This window comes from Neoasaia chiangmaiensis, from assembly GCF_002005465.1.
GTDB lineage: Bacteria > Pseudomonadota > Alphaproteobacteria > Acetobacterales > Acetobacteraceae > Neoasaia > Neoasaia chiangmaiensis.
This window is the reverse complement of record NZ_CP014691.1, coordinates 2191627-2208374: the sequence shown is the minus strand read 5'-3', so window position 1 is coordinate 2208374 and position 16748 is coordinate 2191627. Positions and strand designations below refer to the sequence as shown.

General features: G+C 64.4%; 11 protein-coding genes. 4 read left to right on the top strand and 7 right to left on the bottom strand.

Going from position 1 to position 16748, the window contains the following annotated elements; all coding sequences use genetic code 11:
* Positions 1–3 precede the first annotated feature (3 nt).
* The 3 genes from A0U93_RS10675 to A0U93_RS10665 all read right to left on the bottom strand — a co-directional run bounded on the left by A0U93_RS10675 (position 4) and on the right by A0U93_RS10665 (position 6110).
* Positions 4–1191 carry an alpha/beta hydrolase family protein gene (locus A0U93_RS10675; protein ID WP_077807329.1) on the bottom strand — a complete coding sequence of 396 codons (1188 nt, stop codon included), beginning with the start codon at positions 1189–1191 and terminating at the stop codon, positions 4–6.
* A gap of 27 nt (positions 1192–1218) precedes the next feature.
* Positions 1219–2373 (bottom strand): lipase family protein, encoded by a 1155-nt coding sequence (locus tag A0U93_RS10670; RefSeq protein WP_147150827.1) that lies wholly within the window; start codon positions 2371–2373, stop codon positions 1219–1221.
* 380 nt (positions 2374–2753) lie between these two features.
* Positions 2754–6110, bottom strand: coding sequence for a S41 family peptidase (locus A0U93_RS10665; protein WP_077807328.1), 3357 nt, complete (start codon positions 6108–6110; stop codon positions 2754–2756).
* Positions 6111–6242: 132 nt separating this feature from the next.
* Between A0U93_RS10665 and A0U93_RS10660 the strand changes: the two genes are divergently transcribed.
* Both A0U93_RS10660 and A0U93_RS10655 read left to right on the top strand, forming a co-directional pair.
* Positions 6243–6506 carry a DUF3297 family protein gene (locus A0U93_RS10660; RefSeq protein WP_077807327.1) on the top strand — a complete coding sequence of 88 codons (264 nt, stop codon included), beginning with the start codon at positions 6243–6245 and terminating at the stop codon, positions 6504–6506.
* A 19-nt stretch (positions 6507–6525) separates the two neighbouring features.
* Positions 6526–7470 carry a nucleoside hydrolase gene (locus A0U93_RS10655; RefSeq protein WP_077807326.1) on the top strand — a complete coding sequence of 315 codons (945 nt, stop codon included), beginning with the start codon at positions 6526–6528 and terminating at the stop codon, positions 7468–7470.
* 25 nt (positions 7471–7495) lie between these two features.
* Here the strand turns inward: A0U93_RS10655 and A0U93_RS10650 are convergent, their stop codons facing one another.
* Positions 7496–8026, bottom strand: a complete 531-nt coding sequence (locus A0U93_RS10650) for a DUF4142 domain-containing protein (protein WP_077807325.1) — start codon at positions 8024–8026, stop codon at positions 7496–7498.
* 220 nt (positions 8027–8246) lie between these two features.
* Here A0U93_RS10650 and A0U93_RS10645 point away from each other — a divergent pair, with 220 nt between their 5' ends.
* Together A0U93_RS10645 and A0U93_RS10640 are read left to right on the top strand one after the other, a co-directional pair.
* Positions 8247–9167 carry a glutaminase gene (locus tag A0U93_RS10645; RefSeq protein ID WP_077808466.1) on the top strand — a complete coding sequence of 307 codons (921 nt, stop codon included), beginning with the start codon at positions 8247–8249 and terminating at the stop codon, positions 9165–9167.
* Positions 9168–9236: 69 nt separating this feature from the next.
* Positions 9237–10472, top strand: a complete 1236-nt coding sequence (locus tag A0U93_RS10640) for an NAD(P)/FAD-dependent oxidoreductase (protein ID WP_077807324.1) — start codon at positions 9237–9239, stop codon at positions 10470–10472.
* Between the two features lie 43 nt (positions 10473–10515).
* On the opposite strand, the gene A0U93_RS10635 is transcribed toward A0U93_RS10640, so the two are convergent.
* The 3 genes from A0U93_RS10635 to A0U93_RS10625 form a co-directional block, all read right to left on the bottom strand.
* Positions 10516–12492 carry an alpha/beta hydrolase family protein gene (locus A0U93_RS10635; RefSeq protein WP_077807323.1) on the bottom strand — a complete coding sequence of 659 codons (1977 nt, stop codon included), beginning with the start codon at positions 12490–12492 and terminating at the stop codon, positions 10516–10518.
* Between the two features lie 12 nt (positions 12493–12504).
* Positions 12505–15804, bottom strand: coding sequence for an efflux RND transporter permease subunit (locus A0U93_RS10630; RefSeq protein ID WP_077807322.1), 3300 nt, complete (start codon positions 15802–15804; stop codon positions 12505–12507).
* Positions 15805–15884: 80 nt separating this feature from the next.
* Positions 15885–16709, bottom strand: a complete 825-nt coding sequence (locus A0U93_RS10625) for an SDR family NAD(P)-dependent oxidoreductase (RefSeq protein ID WP_077807321.1) — start codon at positions 16707–16709, stop codon at positions 15885–15887.
* Positions 16710–16748 lie beyond the last annotated feature (39 nt).

Below are 16748 nucleotides of genomic sequence, written 5' to 3'. Positions count from 1 at the left end.
CGCCTATTTCGCCGGGCAGGTCGTGGCAGGCGCCTGCCCTCGCAGCACATTCTGCGCGAAAGCCGTCGTCTCCCCCATGGCGGCGTAGAGGCTGCCCATGTGGCTCTGGCCGCGATAATCCCTGGCGACGACCGATGTGCCGGCTGCGCAGACATCATGCACCAGCATGTGCTGCATGGCCGGCGCGACCTGCGTATCGTCACCCCCGGTCGCCAGGAAGAGAGGCGCCGTGAGGTGAAGGTCCGGAAAAGCCGACCAGTCCAGAACCGGCTTCAGCGCCACGGCGCCGTTCGCTTGCAGGGCATTGCCCGGTGTCAGGCCTGATTTCTGCACCGCACCGTAGAAATTGCCGATGCAGAGCTGCGTCGCCTGCTTGTAGAAAGCCATGGCGCGCGGCGTGAACACCTTGTCCGGATCGAAGCCCGGATCGGCCTCGCCCAGGGACGCGCCCATCAGCAGCATATAGACGAGTTTCGGCGCGAAATGTGTCGCGGCGGCGCCTGTCGCGGGGGCGAGCAAGGCCCGCGTCGTCGCCGCGTTGAAATAGGGCGTGCCAACGGCGATCGTCGCCCGGACATGCACGTCCGGCGCGTAGGTCGGGGCCAGTGCCGCGGCGGCGATCGCGGCATGGGCGCCCTGCGAATGCCCGGCGATGATGACGTTCTGGCTCAGGCGGGAATCCACCGCCGTCACCGCCCGCGCCGCATCCAGCACGCTCATCCCTTCGGCCCGCGCGTTCAGATACAGGTCCGGCCCCGGTCCGCCCATGCCGGGATAATCCGTGGCGACCACCGCGAAGCCGTGCCGCAGCCAGTTGGTGAGATAGGGTGCGTAAGGGCCGTGATCGATGCCTGTCACCGATGGCGCGCAGACATAGGAAAGCCCGGTCGTACCATGCGCCCAGCTCACGACCGGCCAGCCGCCCTCCGGTGGCGGTCCCTCTGGCGTCAGCAACACACCGGACACGGTCGTGACACGATCGGGATGCAACGCATCGGTCATGCGGTAGATGATGCGCTCCGCCACGCCGGGCAATGTCGTGGCAAGCGGCGCACGCGAGACGATCTCACCCGGATTGGGGTGCGCCGGCGCTGGCGTCGCCGCCACCGGCTTCGGTGCGACGGGTTTATGCGCGCAACCGGCGAGAGCTGTGACGGCCAGCAGGGCAGCGAGGGGAAAAGCGCGTTTCATCGGCACGAGCGGTTGGCTCCCTTGTTGTCAGCGACAGGTGTCGGCGGGGGTTTGACCATCGACGACCTGACGCGCGAAAGCCAGCGCGTCCGTCTGGGCGTCGTTGAGCGCAGGCGTATGTTCCGCGCCGCGGTAGTGGTGCAGCGTGACACGCGTGCCTGCCGCGCAGGCCTTGCGCGCCAGCCCCTCCTGCGTGTCGATGGGGATTTGCGTATCACCCGTGCCGATGCCCAGAAAGAGCGGCTGGGCCAGCGTCAGCGTCGGATAGCGCGCCCAGTCGAGCGCCGGTGCGAGCGCCACACGGGCGCTGGGTTCGAAACTGTTGCCGGGCGTCAGACCCGCATGTTCGACATCGACGAACAGGTCGCTACGGCATTCGGTGGCCGCCTTGCGATAGAGCGGCAGGGCGCGCGTGGAGAAAGCATCCGACGGATCGAAGGCCGGGTTCGCCTGCCCCAGCGACGCACCCAGCATCAACGCATAGACCACGTTCGGCGAGAAGCGCCGCGTGCCATGCTGCCCGTCGAAGAACGTATCGTCGTCCTGCAAGTTCGGCGCGCCGACGGCGATCGTGCCCTTCACATGCAGGTCCGGCGCGTAGGATGCGGCAAGCCCCGCCGCCGAAATGACGGCATGCGCACCCTGATCGTGACCCTGCAACACGACATCGCGGCTCAGGCCATGCACAGCCCGACGGGCGGCACGAACCGAGTCCAGCACCGCCATCCCTTCGGAGCGCGCGTTGAGATAAAGCGGCGTGCCGGGTTCGCCCAGTCCGGGATAATCCGTGGCGACCACAGCGAAACCACGCCGCAGCCAGGCGCCATAGAAACTGGCCTGCGGACCGCCGACGCCCATGATCGACGGCGCGCAGGTCAGGCCGATGCCGCTGGTGCCATGCGCCCAGGCCATGACCGGCCAGCCGCCGGCCGGTGGCGTGCCGTACGGCACCAGCACGGTCGCGGACACGGCGACAAGCTTGTTGGCGACATGCGCATCCGTCGAGCGATAGGCCATGCGATAGGTCGTGCCGGGCGCCGAACTGGCCTGATGCTTCAGCGAAATGACCTGCCCGGCGGCGACGTGCGCGTAGAAGGACTCCGCGTCCTCATCCGGTTCCGTCGCACAGGCGGCAAGCCCGAACATCGTGATGCCAAGGGCCAGCCATACGGATCGCATCATGCGGGATTCCTGTTGTTGTCTGAACGGATCTGATGCAGCCGGATCAGGGCCGACGCCGCCTCGATGGATTGTTTGTCCGGATTTTCCAGACGGTATGCCCGCAGGAAAGCCTGATCCCCCTGCACGCACTCCGGTATCGCAGGATCGTTGACCGGTCGCGGTTACCGGGGGCGCATCGGGATAATCCGTCGTGATGCGCTCGCGGGCCCGCCATAATCTGCCTTCCGAACGGTCTTTTCTTTCGTCCCGACGGTCCGTCTGGTTCGCCGCGTCCTCGGCGGCGATGTCGAACCACGCCTCCTGAGCGACCGGCGGCCATGGCATGCGCGTGCAACATCCATCGCGCATGTTTTCGACGGAATATCCCACCGGCGGCGCCCTCAGTCGTGATGCGTGTCGGCGGGGTTGCCGGGGGGATAAGGCGGCACCCACGCCGGATGGGCCGGCAGTGCCGTCGGCTGGCCCTGGATCTGCTGCATCAGCGTGGAGACAGCCGTTTCCAGTTGCCTGTCATGCCCGGCAAGGAGATCGGCGGGCTCATCTTCCACGACGATGTCCGGGTCCACACCGTGATTCTCGATCACCCATTGCGACTTCAGATCGTAAAGCGCGTGTTCCGGCACGGTGATGGAACTGCCATCCAGCAACGGCAGCATGCCACGAATGCCGCGCACGCCGCCCCATGTGCGCGTTCCGATCAGCTTGCCCAGCTTGTATTCGCGGAAATAGAACGGGAACATGTCGCCGTTCGACGCCGAATAATGGTTGATGAGCGTCACCTTCGGCCCGACGATCAACTGCTCCGGCATGGTCGAGGGCGAACCCTCGCGGTTGGTGCTGAGACCGTCCAGCATGCGACGCAGCCGTTCGAGCAGGATCTCGTCGATATTGCCACCGCCGTTCCAGCGGTCGTCGATGATGACGGCGCGCTTATCGAGCTGCGTATAGAACTGGCGGATGAACTGCTGCATCCCCAGCGCCTCCATATCCGACAGATAGATATAGGCGATCTGGCCATGCGACAGCCGATCCACGACCGCCTTGTTATGATCGATCCATTCTTGCTCACGCAGGGACATCTCGGATTTGACGGGCGCCACCAGAATATCCCGCCGCTTGCCCGCCAGTTGCGAGGAGATGGTCAGCGTGACCGGTCCCATCTTGCCCACAAACAGGCTGTAGGGGTCGGTCGGGGCGCGCAGCTCCTCCCCGTCCACGGCCAGCAGGTAATCGCCGTCCTGCACGTTCATGCCCGGCTGCGCCAGCGGCGCGCGATAATCCGGCCGCGTGTTGTCACCACGCAGCACATGCGCCAGCCGATAGCGGCCGGAGGCGGAGTCCAGGCTGAAATCCGCGCCGATCAGATAGGTCGGGAAACGGAGTTCCGGCGTGGTCGCATCCCGTGCCGCCTGCGCATAGGTATGCGAATTACCGAGTTCGCCCTGGATCGACCCGAGCAGATAGCCGAAATCGGAATCCGAGCCCACCAGCGGCAGCAGCTTCGCATAGCTGTCATGAATACCCGCCCAGTCCGTGCCGTTCATCTGCGGGTTGAAGAAGAAATCCCGCTCCAGCCGCCATGCCTCGTTGAACATCTCCGCCCATTCCTGCGGCGGGTCGATCGTCGCGATCATCTGTGTGGTGGGCAGCTTGTGCGTTTCCGCCTTGGCTTTCGTCTCGGCGATGAACCAGTCGTTGTGCCGGTCGAACATCATGAAATCGCCATCGGCGGAGAACGCGATATGCCCGAAATCCTCGAGCAGCGTCTCATCCTTGCGCTTGTCGAGATCGTAGCTGTGCAGCGCGGCCTTGCCGCCGTCCGGCTTGGCGTCGTCCAGCGATTCCAATGGCGACGTCGTGTAGAGCAGGTGCTTGCCGCGCACATAGAGCGTGTCCACGCCCGGCGCGACATTGGCCAGCGGCACGGCACGCGCGAGGATGCCGTAGGAATCGATGGCCGCAACCTTGCCATTGGCCGGAATGTCGCCCTTGTGCTCCGGCGCGGGCGGCTTGGGAGCCGGTCCTGACTCATCGGACTGGACCGGCAGCGGGGAGGCCGCCGTGGTCGTGAGCGGGGCCACGTAGATGGTGCTGCTCTGCGCCGAGAACGCGTTGAACTCGTGTTCGTCGAGCAACGGGTGTTCCAGCCGCTGGGAGACGAAATACAGGCTTTTACCGTCCGCCGAAAACTGCGGCTGGGAATCCGCATCAGCCCCGCCAAGCGGCACCAGCTGTGACGTGGCGATTTCGTAGAGGAACAGGCCGGGCAGGTGATTGGCCCGCATCATGCTGAAGACGAGATATTTCCCGTCCGGCGAGAAATCGAACTCATGAATTTCGCGCTGCTGGTCCTGTGCGACCTGGACCGGCTCCCCCCCGATCGGCATCACCCACAGACGATGCAGATTGTCGGTGAAGGCCAGTCGATGCCCATCCGGCGAGAAGGCCGGGCCGTAGCGATAACCGTCGGTGAAATGCGTGATCGCCTTGCGCGGGCCACCACCGGCGGGACGCAGGTAGATCTGCTGCTCGCCATCCGTATCCGCCGTGTAGGCGATCTGGCTTCCGTCCGGCGAAAATGCCGGATGGTCGTCGTTGGCGTCGCTGCTATGCGTCAGGTTGCGTACCGCACCATGCTCGCTTGGCAGGGTGAACAGATCGCCGCGCGCGATCATCGCCGCCCGCTTGCCGTTGGGCGACAGGGCGAAATCCGGGCGATGCGCATAGTCGGTGGCACGGATCGTGCGCCAGGCTTCGACAGGTCGCGCCATGGTGCGCACGCCATCATCCGGCACGGTGGCGTCCACGTGTTTCAGCGTCTCGGAAGGCAGGTCCAGAACCCAGAGCGACCCGCCCTGCTGGAATGTCAGCCCATTATCGCCCAGCGAAGGAAAGTCGACGTCGTAATCCGTGAAATGCGTCACCTCCCGCGTCTGGTGCGTGTCGAGATCGAGCACCCAGATATTCGCACGGCGGTTCCTGTCATGATCGGACAGGAAATACACCTTGCGGCCGAACCACATCGGCTGCGTGCTGGTGCCGGACCAGTCGGTGAGCTGCTTCAGGTCGTGACTGTTCAGGTCGTAGCTGTAGATGTTCTGCGCCAGGCCACCGTTATAGCGCTTCCATGTGCGGAAATCGCGGAAGATGCGCGTCAGGGCCACCGTATGCCCATCCGGACCGAACGTCATGAAACCCGCACGGTCCAGCGGCAGCGGCGTCGAAAGCCCGCCGGTCAGCGGCACGCTGTAAGGCTGCGTGATCCACGAATTCCACGCGCGCTGGCGCGACAGATAGACGATGGCCCTGGAATCCGGCGTCCAGGTCACGACCAGATTGTCCGGTCCCCAGCGCGTCGGCGCGTGGGCGGTGATGTCGGAATGGAAGGTCAGCCGCCGCGCCGGGCCACCTTCCGCCGGGATGACGTAGACATCGTCGTTGCCCTGATAGGACGCCGTGAACGCGATCCATTTACCGTCCGGCGAATAGCGCGGGGCGATATCGTCGCCCGCCTCACTCGTCAGCCGCTGTGCCGCGCCGCCGTTGCGCGACACGCGCCACAGATTACCATGCGCCACGAAGACGATGGTATCGCCATGCAACGCCGGATAGCGCATGAACGTATGCTGTGCGTCCGCCTGCACAGCCTCGGCACGCGCGAACTGCGGCGCCGCCAGAGCCAGCGGCATGAGCGCCAGCAGTCTGGCGCGACGTAACAGGCGGACGGTTCGTGTCATGCGGCTTTCTCTCCCGGATCAGCGCCAAGGTCGTGGAGCGGGAAGCCGCCGTCAAGACGCCATCTCTTCCCGTATCCGCCATCAGACGCTATGCGGGACGAAACCACTGCAACGACAGCAAGGACGCCGACAATGAGCGACACCATTCCCGACCGGCTCAGCGCCACGCCCGGAAGCCCGTATTATGACGAAGCCCTGCTCGAACGCGGCATCAGCGTGCGCTTCAAGGGCGAGGAACGCAACAATGTCGAGGAATACTGCATCAGCGAAGGCTGGGTGCGCATGGCCGTTGGCAAGACGCTGGACCGCAAGGGCCGCCCGATGACGATCAAGGTCAGCGGTCCGGTCGAGGTCTGGATCAAGGGCACGGAGACATCCCCCGACACGGAAGCCTGATCCGAAAGGCCGCGAGACCATGAGCCCCACGCGCATCATCATCGACACCGATCCGGGCCAGGACGACGCCTGCGCCATCCTCATGGCGCTGGCCTCCCCCGAGCAGTTGACGGTCGAGGCGATCACGACGGTGGGCGGCAACACGGGCATCGCCAATACAACGCGCAATGCCGCCGCGATCCTCGAGCTGGCGGGCCGTGCGGACATTCCGCTCTATCAGGGCTGCGACCTGCCGTTGCTGCGGTCGCCCGTGCGCGGCGAACATGTGCATGGCGAGACGGGACTGGACGGTGCCGACCTGCCCCGCCCGGCCAAGCAGCCCGAGGCGCAGCATGCCGTGGACTTCCTGATCGCCAAGCTGCGCGCCGAGCCGCCCGGCGCACTGACGGTCGTCACCCTCGGCCCGATGACCAATCTGGCGCTGGCACTGCGCAAGGCGCCGGATATCGCATCGCGTATCGCGCGGATCGTCTCGATGATCGGCGCCTGTTTCGAAGGTGGCAACATCACGCCCAATGCCGAGTTCAACGCCTATGTCGATCCCGAAGCGGCAAAGATCGTTTTCGGCGCGGGCATTCCGATGGTCGTCCTGCCGCTGGACGTCACGCATCAGATCCTGACGACCAAGCCGCGTCAGGCCCGGCTGAAAGCGCTCGGCAATCGCGCCGGCGCGTGCGTGACAGGCATGTTGTGCTTCTCGGAACGGTTCGACCTGAAGAAGTATGAATCGGACGGCGCGCCGCTGCACGATCCCTGCACGATCGCGTGGCTGCTCAGACCCGAACTGTTTCAGGGCCGCGACGTGAATATCGAGGTGGAGACGCAGAGCGCCTTATGCGTGGGCGAGACGGTGGTGGATTACTGGCAGGTCACAGGGCGACCCACCAATGCGTTCTACTGCCGTGACGCCGATGCTGAAGGCTTCTTCGACCTGCTGATCGAGCGGATCGCGCGCCTTCCCTGACATATCGGGGTGGCGCGCGGGTTCGTTACTGCGGCAGTTTCTGCGCTTCCGCGAGATGCTGCTGCAACTTGGGCAGGGTCTGCCCGGCCCAGCTCTTCAGGGCAGCATTGTCGCCGCTATCGGCATAGCGCTTGAACAGCGAGACCGCGTCGTTATGACCGTCGATCTGGTCCTGCCGGTATTGCGCGGCAAATTCCTTGCCATGCAGCTTGTGAAGCTTGTCCAGCATGTCCTGATGCGAACTGTCCAGGGCCGTTGGCACATCCGCGTTGATGTTGGCGCTATGCACCAGAGACTTCAGCTGGCTGGAGGTCTTCTGGTGATCGGCCACCATCTGGGTCGCGAATGAATGCGCCGCACGATCATGCTGGGCCAGGGCCAGCTTGCTCGACTGTATTTCGAACATGTCGCTGACCGCGACTTCCTTGACGAAATCCGCCGTCGCCGGCGCTACGCCCATCGCCGAATTCACCCCGCTCTTTTCCGCCATCGACTGCGCGTGGCCATATGATGTCGACAACGCAAGTATAGCGGCGATCGGAAGAAGCTTTTTCATGGTCGTTACCTCACAGGAAGCCGACATAACGTGCGATATGCCGTAAGACGCCAGCGGTAACGATATTGTTATACCTGGATGTCCCGTCGATCTTTCCGCTGTGACGGCAGCCATGCCGAACGCTCATGCGACGGCCATCCGCCGAGCGTCTATGCAGGTCCGACAACCCGCGATCCGCCCGGTCGGATTGCCAGTTCAGACAGAAGGATTCATCCGTTCCATGGATATCGCGGCCATACTCGGGGCCATCGTCAATGAGATGCGCGGCATCGCCGATCGCGGCATGCTGCCAGGCTATATCCCACCCCTGACGCAGGTGGACCCGCAACGGTTCGGCATGGCGGTCACGATGGCGGATGGGCGGATGCATGTCGCCGGCGATGCGGACGAGGCCTTTTCCATCCAGAGCATCTCGAAAGTCTACGCCCTGATGCTGGCGCTGGAGACATGCGGCGATCCGATCTGGCAACGGGTGCGGCAGGAGCCTTCCGGCACGGCTTTCAATTCGATCGTCCAGCTGGAGAGCGAGCACGGCATCCCCCGCAACCCTTTCATCAACGCCGGTGCACTGGTCATCGCCGATATCCTGCTAACCCGGTTCGGCGCCGAAGGTGCGCGTGCGCGCTTCCTCCAGTTCATCCGCGACCGGGACGATGCCCTGCCCCCCATCGCCTTCGATGAGGACATGGCGCGCGTGGAATATGAAAGCGGTTTCCGGAACGCGGCGCTGGCGAACTACATGCGCACGTTCGGCAATATCGAGAACCCGGTCGATGCCGTCCTGAAGCAGTATTTCCTGCAATGCTCGGTCACGATGAGTTGCCGCCAGCTGGCCGGGACAGGTCGGGGCCTGATGCGTGGCCGGACGGCCGAACCCGCCTCGCGCCACGTGCCGACCGTTCTGGCATTGATGATGATGTGCGGCCATTACGACGGCTCCGGCGCTTTCGCCGTGCGCGTCGGGCTGCCGGGGAAATCGGGCGTGGGCGGCGGCATCCTGGCCATCGTGCCGGGCATCGCATCCATCGCCGTCTGGTCGCCGGGACTGAATGCGCAGGGCAATTCCCTGCTCGGCACGCTGGCGTTGGAAAAGCTTGTGCGCGCCACGGGCTGGTCGGTCTTCACGCCGCATTGTCCATGAACACTTTGCCGCCACCAGCGGCGTATTCTAGCGTTGTCGTCATCATATGCCAGGCAAGGAGAACCGGAGATGGCGGAAACCAGCACGCAGGATCGCTTCACGGTCCTGATCGTCGGCGGCGGTGCGGCGGGAATCACCGTGGCGGCCCAACTCAAGCGGCAACGCCCCAACCTGTCGGTCGCCATCGTGGAGCCTTCGACGACCCATGCCTACCAGCCCGGCTGGACGCTGGTGGGGGCCGGCGTGATGTCGCTGGCCGAAACGCTGCGGCAGGAAGGTGGCCTTATTCCCGATGGCGTGACGTGGCTGCGCGATCGCGTCGTCTCGTTCCAGCCGGACGACAAGACCTGCACGCTTGAAAGCGGCCGCATCGTGGAATACCGCCGGCTTGTCGTGGCACCGGGCCTGCAACTCGACTGGAACAAGGTCGAGGGCCTTGCGGAAACGATCGGTCGCAACGGCGTGACCAGCAACTATTCACGCGAATCCTGCGCCTATACCTGGGAATGCATCGAGCAGCTCGATGGTGGCGTCGCCATCTTCACCCAGCCGCCGATGCCGATCAAATGCGCCGGCGCGCCGCAGAAGATCGTCTATCTCGCCTCGGACTACTGGCGGAAGGAAGGGCGGCTGCACAAGACGCATGTGGAATTCGCGCTGGCCGGCGACGTCCTGTTCGGCGTGCCCTATTTCGTGCCGTCGCTACAGAAGATGGTCGATTATTACGGCGTCGATGTCCGCTACAAGGAGAACCTCATTCGCGTCGATGGCGCGAAGAAGGAAGCGACCTTCCAGCGTGTCGGCACCGAGGAGACGGTGACGCGTCGCTTCGACATGCTGCATGTCACGCCGCCGCAAAGCGCGCCCGATTTCATCAAGTCCAGCCCGCTTGCCAATGCGGGCGGCTGGGTGGATGTCGATCCTGCAACACTGCGCCACGTCCGCTACGAGGATATTTTCAGCGTGGGCGACGCCGCCGGCACCAGCAATGCCAAGACGGCCGCCGCCGCGCGGGTTCAGGCGCCGGTCGTCGTCGCCAACCTGCTGGCCTCGCTGGATGGTCGTCCGCAGACGGCAACCTACGATGGGTATGGCGCGTGCCCGCTGACCGTCGCCTACGGCAAGGTCGTGCTGGCGGAATTCCTCTATGGCGGCAAGCCTGCCCCCAGCTTCCCATACGACCAGCGGTCGCCGAGCCGCTTCGCATGGTTCCTCAAGACGCAGGGCTTCCCACGCCTGTACTGGAACCTGATGCTGCGCGGCTATGACGTGAAAGTGCCGCACAAGGCCATCGAAACGGCCTGACGCCCGGGCAGCGGCATCGCCCGAACGCGATGCCGCCCCTCAATCAGCCATGCAGATACCGGTCGAACCATGCGATGGTGCGCGCGGTCGCATCGTCCCAGTGCTTCGGGTCGCGCATGCCGTGACCCTCTCCGGGGTAGATCACCAGTGATGTCGGCACGTTAAGCGTCTTCAGTGCGTGGTAGAATTCCTGGCTCTGCGGCGGCGGGCATTCCTCGTCGTTCGCGCCGACATAGATGAAGGTCGGCGTCCTCACATTCTTGATGAACGTGATCGGCGACGATTTCGCATACACCGCCGGGTCGTCATACACACTCGCGCCGAAGAACGGCGGCAGCCAGCCGTCGATCCCGTTCTGGCCGTAATAGGACTGCCAGTTGGCGATACCACCGCCGGCGACCGCGGCCCTGAAGCGGTTGGTCTGCGTTACGGTCCACATCGTCATGTAGCCGCCATAGGAATAGCCGGTCAGGCCCAGCCGCCCATCGTCCACCGGCTCGATCTTCTCGACCGCATCGATGCCGCGCATCACATCGCGCAGATCGCCATGGCCGAAATCGCGGCGATTGGCGCGCGCGAACGCTTCGCCCTGGCCGTAGCTGCCGCGCGGGTTGGGCAGGAAAATGTCATAGCCCGCGTCAAGCAAAGCCTTGTTCTGCGAACGTGCCTTCAGGTAACGCGGGGGCGCCCATGCCGCCGGGCCGCCATGCACGTCGGTAATCATCGCGACCTTGCCGTTCTTCACGGTGCCGTCCTTGCGCGTCAGCGGTGTCAGCAGCCAGCCCTGCACGGTAAAGCCGTCACTGCGCCACGTCACGCTGCGGGCGTTCGCATTGGCCGGCATCGCGTCGTTGTCGTGCGTCAGCGGCGCCCATTGGCCAAGCGTGCCCGCCACGAGTTCCGGTGCACGCGTGAAGTTCTGCTGCACGGCCACGCTGCGATCGCCGCCGCATGACAGGGTGGGGAAACCGCCGGTCGCCGAAATCAGCCCGTCGGCCTGCGCCACGATCTTCGGTGCGCCGTCCAACGTCCAGAACGTGCTTTGCGCGCCCGCCAGGCCACTGCCGATCAACTGTCCATGGCAATAGGACAGGCCTGTCACCGTCGCCTTCATGCCCGGCGTCAGGTTATGCGGCGCGGCATGCGGCTTCGTCAGGTCCAGCGTGAAGGCGTCGCCGCCGAAGAACGTGAAATCACTCATCAGGCCGCCGATGAACACCACCGACCGTCCGTCCGGCGCCACGCGCGGCAGACCGAGCTGCTGCGAGACAGGCGGCGCATACAGCACATCCGCCTTGCCGTCCGCAAAGCCGTACAGCTTCGCCAGCCACCAGTGGTCGTCCCCGTTGCCGGTCGCCGCGGTCCCGACGAAACGTGCTCCCTGACCGGCCCGCCAGTCATATTCGTACACGTAAAGATCGGCGGGCGACTGCCACGTCAGGCGGCCATCCGCCACGGTTGCGATGCGCTGTTCGTCTTCCTGTGCATCGATCTCGCCGGTCTGTGGCGCACCTGCCTGCAGGGCGCCCGGATCGCGATGCGCACCGGCAATGGCCAGAACGGCCAGCGTCCCGTCGGGACCGAAGCGCAGGTCCTGCAGGGAGCCGTCGAACGAGAGCAGCGTCTGCTGGTTGATACCGTTCGCATCGACGGAAACGATCCGGCGGCTCTGCTGCTTCGGCGCGCGCAGCACAAACGCCAGACGCTTGCTGTCCGTGCTCCAGGCGAGGCCCGACGGATCGCAGGTCGCGCAATCCGTGCCCACCGCCACCGGCGCACCGCCGGGCAGCGTGCGCAGAACGACATGGAAATGCGTGCTTTCGCCGGGATTGGCGCTTTCGTCGCCTTCCAGTGTCGCGACATGCGTGCCGTCAGGCGAAATGACCGGCGATTTGATGTCGTGCATGGTGGCGCGCGGCGATGGCTGGGGCTGGGCCTGGGGCTGGGGCTGGGCCTGGGCCAGCGCCGGGCTCCAGGACAGGCCGCCGAGAAGTGCCGCACGGAAAAAAGAAGATTTCATCGATAGAAAAGCTCAGTTCGAAGCAGTGGACAAACCCGATGGCCCGCGCGATTGCGGCACGAGGCGCCGCCATAGCCGCGTCGCGAAACCGCCGATGGCGTCCATATAAAGATAGACGACAGGCGTCGTATAGAGCGTGAGCAGCTGGCTCATCGCCATGCCCCCGATGATGGCGATGCCCAGCGGACGGCGCATTTCCGAACCGTAGCCATGCCCGATCACCAGCGGTACCGCACCGAACGCCGCCGCCAGCGTCGTCATCAGGATCGGGCGGAAGCGGGTCAGGCACGCTGCGTAAATCGCATCGCGTGGCGTATACCCAAGGTCGTTCTCCGCGTGCAGCGCGAAATCGACCATCAGGATCGCGTTCTTCTTCACGATGCCAGTCAGCAGGATCATGCCGATCGCCGCGATCAGCGTGAACTCCTCCCCGCACAGCCACAGGCCCAGCGTGGCGCCGATACCGGCCGACGGCAGCGTGGACATGATGGTCAGCGGATGGATCAGGCTCTCATAGAGGATGCCCAGCACGATATACATCGTCGCCACCGCCGCGATGAACGCCAGCAATTCGTTGATGAGCGTCTTCTGCGTGTCGCCCGCCAGACCGGAGAACTTGCCGGTCACGCCGATCGGGGCCTGCGTCTGGGCGATCGTCTCATCGATCACCTTCTGCGCATCGGCATAAGTCTTGCCTGCCGCCACGTCGAAGCTGATCGAGGTCGCGATGTAACCGTCCCGATGCGAAATCTCGGTGGGTGTCGGCCGCATCGTCAGCGTCGCCACGTTGCCCAGCGGCACCATCGTCTCGATCGACGATGCGACCGCAGCACCGTTGGAGCCGTTGCCGGTGATCTGGTTGGCAATGGCATTGCGCAGCGACGCCGCGCTCAATGCCGCGGCCGTGTTGGTGCTCGTCGTGCTGTTCGTGTTCTGCACGCGTATCTGGTTCGAGCGCGCCGCCCCCGAGGGCGTCCCGGATGAGGTGGAGATCCAGACGTTCTTCAGAACGTCTGGCGACTGGCGATAAGCCGCCGCCGCTTCCATGACCACGGCATGCGTCGTGATGTCCGTATGAATGCGGGAGGCGATCGTCTGGCCGTAGGCGTCATACAGGACGTTGCTGACGAGTTGCGGCGTGACCAGATAGCGCGCCGCCATGTCGCGGTTGAGTTCGACATGCACCGACGCGCCATGCCCCTCGAAATTCGAGGTCACGTTCTGCATGACCGGACTCTTGCGCAACGCCGTGACGAGCTTCGGGAGATAGGCATACAGCGCCGCCGGATCCTGCCCGCGCAGAACATAGCGATAGGTGCCGGTGCGCCGCTGGCCGCCACCGCCATTCGGGTTGCCCGCCGAGAAAAGGCCGAAATGCACGCCCGGCACCTCACCGAGGCGGTTGCGGATGCGCTCGATCACCACATCGTCCGCCACGCGGTCCCATTTGTCGCGCAACGTGGCGAAAACCTCGCCATCCGCGTCGTCATTGTTCCAGCTGGTGACGCCCACCACGTCCGGGTCATTCAGGATCGCCGCACCGACCTGACGCAGGCGGCGGCTGATCTGTGCGAAGGAGGATGTGTCGTCCACGCCGACATAACCCATCAGCAACGAGATATCCTGCGCCGGAATACCGCTCTTGGGCATCTCGATGATGGAGCCGACCAGCACGATGAAGCTCAGCGGCAGCGACAGGGCGACGATGACATGATGCCGCAGTCCCCAACGCAGCGTCCAGCCATAGGCCGCCACCACCGCATCCAGCGCGCGCTCGATCCCGCGCGACAGGCGCCCGGTCCAGCCCTGCCGGGTTTCCGCGTCATGATCCACGTCCAGCCAGTACGCGCACATCATCGGCGTCAATGTCAGGGACAGCATCAGCGAAATGACGATGGCCGCGACGATCGTCGCCGAAAACTCGAAGAAAATCGCGCCCGGCTGCCCCGGCAGGAACATCAGCGGAATGAACACCGCCACGAGGGATGCCGTAATCGACAGCACGGTGAAGCCGATTTCGGCCGAACCCTTGAGGCTGGCTTCCAGCCGGTCCATGCCGTCTTCCATATGGCGCGCGATGTTCTCGACCACGACGATCGCGTCATCCACCACGAAGCCGACGGCGATGGTCAGCGCCATCAGCGACAGGATGTCGAGCGTGAAGCCCATCATCTTCATGACGGCGATCGTGCCGATCAGCGCGACAGGCACGGTCACGGCCGGGATCAGCGTCGAGCGCAGGCGTCGCAGGAAGACGAGGATCACGCCGATGACCAGGATGACCGACACCAGCAGCGTCACCTGCGTATCCGCCAGGGAAGCGCGAATGCTGTTCGACAGGTCCATGGCCGTCGTCATGGTCACGCCGGCCGGCAACGCCGCGCGCAGATACGACAGGCGGTCCTTGATACCATCGACGATGTGAACCGTGTTGGCTTTGGGCTGCCCCCGGACGATGATGGTGATGGCCGCGTGGTTGTTGAAGTAGCCGGCCTGGTAGAGGTCCTGAACGCTGTCGTCGACCGTCGCGACATCCGCCAGCCGCACCGGATACAGCCCGTTGCGATAGCCGATGATCAGGTCGCGATACTGGTCCGCATTCGTCGCCTGGTCATTCGTCGCCAGCATCAGCCGCTGGCCGTTCGCCTCGATGAAACCCTTGGGCGTGTTCGCATTCGCCGAGGCCAGCGCCTGCCGCACATCCTCGAACCCGATACCCCATTTGAAGAGCGTCATCGGGTTGAGCTCGACACGCACGGCAGGCTGCGCGGAGCCGACCACCTGCACGTATCCGACCCCCTTCACCTGTGCGAGCATCGGCTTCACGCGGGTTGTCGCGATGTCGTAGAGCTGCGGCACCGTTATGACGTCCGATGTCAGCGACAAGAGATAGACCGGGTTGGAGGTCGGATCCTCCTTGTAGGCTTCCGGATCGTTCTGCAGCGTGCCGTTCGGCAGGTCAGCGTGGGCGGCACGCAGCGCCGCCTGCACGTCACGCAGGGCGCCGTCGATATTGCGTGACGACACGAAGTCGATGCGGATATCGCCGGAGCCGTTGTCGCTGTCCGATTCCATGGATTCGATACCGGCGATCGACGTCAGATGCCGCTCCAGTGGCGAGATGACCGATGTCGCCATCTGTTCCGGATTACTGCCCGGCTGCTGCACCCGCACGTTGATCGACGATGCGCTGATATCCGGCATGTCCGCGACCGGCATGAGCGGATAGCAGATCAGCCCCGCCGCCAGCAGAGACACCGCCAGTAAGGTCGTCATGACAGGTCGGAGAATAAACAGGCGGCATAGATTCATTTCGTAACTATAACCTGATTTTCGACGAGAATATCATGACGGTATCGACATATTTTGTCAGCGCATGACCTTGACAGTCGTCAATCCCTGTCATCCAGCGCAGTCAGCGACCCGGGACGGCCCGTACCCTGACGCAGGTAATAGTATTGCGCCAGCGTAATGGGGAGCATGTCCATCAGCCGCGATCCCATGACGAGCCATGCCGGAAAGACAACCCGCCGCTGGCCCCGCGCCACTCCACGCAGGATTTTCCGCACGGCGTGGGAGGTGCTGACGAGGCCCGGCATGGGAAAACGGTTCTGGGCCACCATGGGCGTATCGACAAAACCGCAGCAGACACTGGTCAGATGAATACCCGCCCGCCGCGCATAGGCGCCGCTGGCAATCACGAAACGATCCAGCGCGCCCTTGGCGGCACTATAGGATGCCGTGCCGGGATAGGAGACCAGTCCCGCGACGGAAGCGATCGCGCAGATGCGTCCCCGCACACCCTCCGCATCGCGCGGCTGTGCCCGCATGATCTCAAGCGCCGGCAGGATGGTGTTCAGGGCGCCGTCCAGATCGACGGCGAACATGCGCCGCACCTGCGCTGCCGGCTCCCACGCGGCACCGTCGACATCAGGTGCACGCGCCCCTCCGGTCACGCCGGCGCAGGCATAAACCATGTCCAGACGATCGCGCCCGGCCTCCGCCAGCCAGTCCGCCATGCCGCTGCGATCGGTGACGTCCTGAGACCGCCAGCAGGCAGTCGCACCACGACGGCTGCATTCATCGGCCACTGCTTTCAGGCGTGCCGCGTCACGACCGCCGAGATGCAGAACAACGCCCGACCGTGCGGTGGCCAGCGCGATACCACGTCCGATGCCCGAGGAGGCACCGGTAATCAGAACCGTCTTTGTTGTCATGGAGGCATGGATAGAACATTATCCATGCGAACGAAATCA

Excerpts from the sequence above, each read along its gene's own strand:
- A0U93_RS10675 (WP_077807329.1), bottom strand. The coding sequence starts at position 1,191 with ATGAAACGCGCTTTTCCCCTCGCTGCCCTGCTGGCCGTCACAGCTCTC.
- A0U93_RS10670 (WP_147150827.1), bottom strand. The coding sequence starts at position 2,373 with ATGATGCGATCCGTATGGCTGGCCCTTGGCATCACGATGTTCGGGCTT.
- A0U93_RS10665 (WP_077807328.1), bottom strand. The coding sequence starts at position 6,110 with ATGACACGAACCGTCCGCCTGTTACGTCGCGCCAGACTGCTGGCGCTC.
- A0U93_RS10660 (WP_077807327.1), top strand. The coding sequence starts at position 6,243 with ATGAGCGACACCATTCCCGACCGGCTCAGCGCCACGCCCGGAAGCCCG.
- A0U93_RS10655 (WP_077807326.1), top strand. The coding sequence starts at position 6,526 with ATGAGCCCCACGCGCATCATCATCGACACCGATCCGGGCCAGGACGAC.
- A0U93_RS10650 (WP_077807325.1), bottom strand. The coding sequence starts at position 8,026 with ATGAAAAAGCTTCTTCCGATCGCCGCTATACTTGCGTTGTCGACATCA.
- A0U93_RS10645 (WP_077808466.1), top strand. The coding sequence starts at position 8,247 with ATGGATATCGCGGCCATACTCGGGGCCATCGTCAATGAGATGCGCGGC.
- A0U93_RS10640 (WP_077807324.1), top strand. The coding sequence starts at position 9,237 with ATGGCGGAAACCAGCACGCAGGATCGCTTCACGGTCCTGATCGTCGGC.
- A0U93_RS10635 (WP_077807323.1), bottom strand. The coding sequence starts at position 12,492 with ATGAAATCTTCTTTTTTCCGTGCGGCACTTCTCGGCGGCCTGTCCTGG.
- A0U93_RS10630 (WP_077807322.1), bottom strand. The coding sequence starts at position 15,804 with ATGAATCTATGCCGCCTGTTTATTCTCCGACCTGTCATGACGACCTTA.
- A0U93_RS10625 (WP_077807321.1), bottom strand. The coding sequence starts at position 16,709 with ATGACAACAAAGACGGTTCTGATTACCGGTGCCTCCTCGGGCATCGGA.